Annotated in this window: 5 protein-coding genes; 1 reads left to right on the plus strand and 4 read right to left on the minus strand. The window is 72.3% G+C overall.

Features of this window, described 5'->3' with window-relative positions; genetic code table 11:
- From VFM98_RS17130 to VFM98_RS17140, 3 genes are all read right to left on the minus strand, one after another.
- Positions 1 to 643 (minus strand): NAD(P)/FAD-dependent oxidoreductase (locus tag VFM98_RS17130; protein WP_325111109.1); only part of this gene is annotated, 643 nt, incomplete at its 3' end.
- Between the two features lies 1 nt (position 644).
- A complete protein-coding gene (locus tag VFM98_RS17135) occupies positions 645 to 1,121 on the minus strand; it encodes a DUF2269 domain-containing protein (protein WP_325111110.1) in 477 nt (158 codons plus the stop codon).
- Positions 1,121 to 2,413, minus strand: a complete 1,293-nt coding sequence (locus tag VFM98_RS17140; RefSeq protein ID WP_325111111.1) for an NAD(P)H-binding protein — start codon at positions 2,411 to 2,413, stop codon at positions 1,121 to 1,123. Before VFM98_RS17140 ends, VFM98_RS17135 begins: the two co-directional genes overlap by 1 nt.
- A gap of 96 nt (positions 2,414 to 2,509) precedes the next feature.
- Between VFM98_RS17140 and VFM98_RS17145 the strand changes: the two genes are divergently transcribed.
- Positions 2,510 to 2,974 (plus strand): hypothetical protein, encoded by a 465-nt coding sequence (locus VFM98_RS17145; protein ID WP_325111112.1) that lies wholly within the window; start codon positions 2,510 to 2,512, stop codon positions 2,972 to 2,974.
- Between the two features lie 118 nt (positions 2,975 to 3,092).
- Here VFM98_RS17145 and VFM98_RS17150 read toward each other — a convergent pair whose 3' ends face one another.
- Entirely contained in the window at positions 3,093 to 4,733 is a 1,641-nt protein-coding gene (locus VFM98_RS17150; RefSeq protein WP_325111113.1) for a response regulator, read from the minus strand.
- Positions 4,734 to 4,838: the final 105 nt, after the last annotated feature.

A 4,838-nucleotide genomic window follows, 5' to 3' on the forward strand; every position in this document is an offset into this window, starting at 1 on the left:
CGCCGCGCGCGCCGACGCCGCACTCGATGCGGTGCGGCGGGCTGTCGGCCAGCCGCACGCCGGCCTCGCGCAACTGCGCCAGCCCGGGCGCATCCACCTCGTCCTGCGTCGCCATCGCGAGCCAGGTCACCGTGTTGCCGAAGCCGGAGACGAAGAGCGCTTCGCGCAGCCCGTGGCCGGCGCGCCCGAGCACGGCGACCCGCTGGCCCTGGGTCTCGAAGCCGTCGCACACCGGGCAGAAGCGCACCTGGCCGGCCTGCAGTGCCGCGTGCAGGCCCTCGATGGCCGGCTCCACGTCGCGCGCGCCGGTGGCCAGCAGCAGGAAGCGCGCGCGCCACGTGCCGTCGGCGCTCTCGGCGCGGAAAGTGCCGTCCTCGAGCTTCGCGAGGCGCTGCACCTCGGTGCGCACGGTGGGCACGCCGTAGCGGCGTGCGTGCTCCTGCATGCGGCGCAGCAGCTCGGCCCCTTCGATGCCGTCCGGAAAGCCCGCCACGTTGCGGGTGCGGGGGATGCGCTGCAGGCGGCTGTCGCCGGCATCGAGCAGCAGCGCGCGCCGGCGGTAGCGCCCCAGGTAGACGGCGGCGGTGAGGCCGGCGGCACCGCCACCGACGATCAGGCAATCGAGGAGGTTTTCGTGGGCCATGTCAGTCGGCCCATGGCAGGCGCTTGGCCACCATCAGCCAGAAGATGAAGAGGAAGGGAAAGAAGGCGCCGAAGCCGAGGGCCGTCCACCAGCGGAACAGGCGCCCATAGGCGCGCGGCAGCGGCTGGCCGGCGCGCTCGGCCTCGGCGGCCACGTCGCGCATGCGGATCTGGATCCCCACCACCGGCAGCCAGCAGGCGATCGCCACCGCGTAGAGCGCGAGCGACCAGGCCACCCAGGGCGTGCTCGCCGGGATCTGCATCTTGTGGATCAGCCACAGTCCGGTGAAGGGCTGCAGGATGGCCGCCGGCGTGGTGAGCGTCCAGTCGGCCACCACCACGTTGCGCGCCGAACCGGCCGCGCCCGCGGTGTGGCCGCGCAGCGAGGCCATGAACAGGTGGAAGGCCGAACCGACGCCGGCACCGAACAGGATCGTCGACGACAGGATGTGCACCCACTTCACCAGGAGGTAGTCCATCAGCGGTTGTCCCCGCGCGCCGGCGGCTCCAGCGACCAGAGCAGCCCGATCAGGGCGAGGATGGGCAGGTTCTTGGTGATCGGCCCGTAGGGATGCAGCCAGTATTCGGGCAGGAACACGGTGATGAGCACGGTGTAGCCGGCGACCAGCGCCGCCTGCGCGAGCCACACCGGGCGGCGCCAGCGCGCGGGCGCGGCGAGCGTGAGCACGCCCAGCACCAGGTCCAGCAGCGCGGCGCCATACAGCGCCACGCTGGCCGCCGCTCCGTGCAGGCCCACCCGCGCGAGCAGCGCCAGGCTGTCCCGCACGGGGTAGAGGCCGAAGGACACCAGCGCCGTCCACAGCCACATGAAGGCAAGCGCGAGTCGCAGCACCGGCAGCCAGAGGTCCAGCGCGGCCTCGCGACGGGCGCTCTCGCGGGCCGCCGGCGCGATGAAGTCGCGCGGCGCGCGCGGCGCCCGCCCGAGCAGCGCCGGCAGGCCATTCACCTCCGCGGCGTTGCCGGCCAGCAGCATGTCGGCCGTATCGCGGTCCAGCATGCTGCCCGGCACCAGGCCCGCCAGCGTTGCACCCGCGCGAAACAGCGAGGCCGGCAGCGGCACGATCCACTGCCGCGGGTTCTCGCCCATCGCAGCGCGCAAGTGGCGCAAGTAGTCGGCCAGCGCCAGCGGTTGCGGCCCGGCGAAGGCATAGGTGCTCGAACCCTCCGGGGGCTCCTCGACCAGGTGCACGATGCCCTGCACCACGTCGTGCAGGTGCACCGGCTGCACCAACATGCGTCCGCCCGCGGGAAAGGGGAGCACGGGCGCCGCGGCCAGCTTGTTGAACAGCGCCGCGCTGGTGCCGCCGGGCCCGTACACCAGCGAGGGCTGCACGATGGCGCTGCGCAGCGGCAGCGCGCGCAGCACGTCGTCGGCAGCCTTCTTGCTGCGGTGGTAGCCGGTGCGGCCGCGCGCGTCCGCGCCCAGTGCGGAGACCTGCACCACGCAACGCACGCCCGCGGCGTGGCAGGCGTGGAAGAGCTCCGCCGGCGCGCGATGGTGCAGCGCCTCGAAGGTCTGGCCGCCCTGCTCGCGCAGGATGCCGATCGCGTTGACCACCGCGTCGATGCCGGCCAGCCGCGGCACCCACCAGTCGCGCGGCGGCACGGCGGCGAAGTCGGCCTGCACGTGCTCGCCGCCGCCCGGCGGCGGGCGGCGGGTGGCGGGCACCACCGCATGCCCGCGCTGGCGCAGGGCCTGCGCGACAGCGCGGCCGATGAACCCCGTGGCACCCGTGAGCAGGACCCGCATGGCAGCCGAAGTCTAGTCATCGCGGCCGCCGGCGGGGTGCGTTACGGCTTGAAAGCCTGGCCCCCTGCACTGCGCGGCCTTGCCTAGACTTGCCGGATGCCAAGCTGGAAACAAGCCTTTCGCGAGGGCCTGGTGTCGGGCAGCTGCGCGAGCCTGCTGTCGGTGGCCTACCTGGCCTGGGCCGGGAACCGCCGCGGCCAGCCCGCCGCTCCCGTCAACGCCGTGAGCCACTGGTTCTTCGGCGACCGCTCGCTGCGGCAGGACGAGCCGAGCCTCACGTACACGCTCACCGGCTATCTCACCCACCACGCGGCCGCGATCTTCTGGGGTGTGCTGCACGCCAAGCTGTGGGGTGCGCGCGAGGAAGCGAAGGACCCGGTTCCAGCCGTGGGCGGCGCGGTGACGGCGGCAGCCGTCGCCTGCTTCGTGGACTACCAGCTCACGCCCAAGCGCCTGACGCCCGGCTTCGAGCACCGACTCGGGCGGCCCGAGATGGCGAACGTGTATGCGTTCTTCGCGCTCGGGCTTGCGATCGGGTCGATGCTGATGAAGAGGCGCTAGGGGCCTGGGCAGAGGGGTTGCCCTCCGGGCCTGCAGCGGGCGATGAACGCGCCCCGGCAAGGGACAACGAACGCAGCGCGGCACAGATGGCGCAACGCCGCGCGGGCGCGCGTGACGGTCAGATGCTGCCCGCCTCCGCCTTCTCGCCGGCGCCTTCGAGCACGCTGGCGACGGCGTCGCCCAGGGCGGCGATGTCGAAGGGCTTGCGCAGGATCTTGGGCTTGCCGGCCAGGCGCTCCACGGCGGCCATGTCGGCATAGCCGGTGGCCAGGATCACGGGCAGCTCGCCCACCATCTTGCGGGCTTCGGAGATCACTTCCGCGCCGGTCATGTCCGGCATCGCGTAGTCCACCACCAGCAGGTCCGGCTTGACGGCCGCCAGCGAGGCGAGCGCCTCGCTGCCGTTGGCCGCTTCGGTGACCTTGTAGCCGATCAGGCTCAGGCACTCGACGATCACGCGCCGCACGTCCGGATCGTCCTCCACCACCAGGATGTGGCAGGCCCCGGCCAGCGCGGGCACGGCGGGCTGCTGCTTCTGCACCGTCTGCTCCTCGGCCTCGGCGTCGGCCTCGGGGAACAGCATCTCCACCGTGGTGCCCTTGCCCTCCTCGCTGCGGATGCGCGCGACGCCGCCCGACTGGCGCGCGAAGCCGTAGACCTGGCTCAGGCCCAGGCCCGTGCCGCGCCCGAGCGGCTTGGTGGTGAAGAACGGATCGAAGACCTTGGGCAGCACGTTGGCCGGGATGCCGGAGCCGGAGTCGCTCACGCTCACCAGCACATAGTCGCCGGGCGGCAGGTCGCGGTCCTCGTCGAGGAAGCGGGTGCCGGTGGTGATCTTCAGCTTGCCGCCCTCGGGCATCGCGTCGCGCGAGTTCACCGCCATGTTCAGGATCGCCATCTCCATCTGGCTCGGATCGAACACCGCCGTGGCGTCTTCCTCGCACAGGTCCAGCTCCACCTCCACGCCGGAGCCGACGGAGATCTCCAGCAGGTCCTTCATCCCCAGCAGCAGCTGGTTGACGCGCGTGAGCTTGGGCAGCAGCGACTGGCTGCGCGCGAACGAGAGCAGCTGGTTGGTGAGGCGCGCGCCGCGGCGCGCGGCACTCTTGGCGCGCTCCACCACGGGCTTGACCTTCTCCTCCTTGGCGTAGAGGGAGACCAGCTCGAGGTTCATGTTGACCACGTGCAGCAGGTTGTTGAAGTCGTGCGCGATGCCGCCGGTGAGGCGCCCGATCGCTTCCATCTTCTGCACCTGCGTCAGCGCGGCCTGGGCCCGTTCGCGCTCGTTGATCTCCTTCATCAGGCGGTCGTTGGCGCTGGCGAGCTCGCGGGTGCGCTGCAGGATGCGGTCTTCCAGCTCGCCGTTGAGGCGCTGCAGCTCGCCGCGGGTGCGCTTCAGCTCCTCGAGGTGTTCGCGCGCGGCGTACTGGCGCCGGCGTGCCCGCACGGCAGATTCGGCGGCGCTGGCCAGCGTCTCGGCGTTGAGCGGCCGCTCCAGCAGCACCAGGTTGCCCAGGCTGTGCAGCGAGCGGAAGTCCTTCTCCGCCCGCCGCCCCTCGCGCCGGGTGGCGAGCACGACGAAGGGCATGTCCGACCAGGGTGGCTGCGCCGCGAGCCAGGCGAGCAGGCGGTCGTCCGCCAGCAGGCGCGGCAGCGTCTCCTCGGTGAGGATCGCCGCGGCGGCGCCTGCGTCCAGGGCCAGCAGCAGGTCCTCCTCGGTGGGGCAGACGTGGGCGACGATGCCCTGGTGCTGCAGCACCTTCTCCACCACGAGGGCATCGCGCCCACGTGGGGCGTGGACCAGGACACGCAGTTCCGTCATCGCCTGGCCTCGCGTTCGTCGAGCAGCGGGATGCTGCCGTGG

Origin of the sequence: Ramlibacter sp. (assembly GCF_035706265.1) — a bacterium.
GTDB lineage: Bacteria > Pseudomonadota > Gammaproteobacteria > Burkholderiales > Burkholderiaceae_C > Ramlibacter.

Excerpts from the sequence above, each read along its gene's own strand:
- VFM98_RS17140 (WP_325111111.1), bottom strand. The coding sequence starts at position 2,413 with ATGCGGGTCCTGCTCACGGGTGCCACGGGGTTCATCGGCCGCGCTGTC.
- VFM98_RS17145 (WP_325111112.1), top strand. The coding sequence starts at position 2,510 with ATGCCAAGCTGGAAACAAGCCTTTCGCGAGGGCCTGGTGTCGGGCAGC.
- VFM98_RS17135 (WP_325111110.1), bottom strand. The coding sequence starts at position 1,121 with ATGGACTACCTCCTGGTGAAGTGGGTGCACATCCTGTCGTCGACGATC.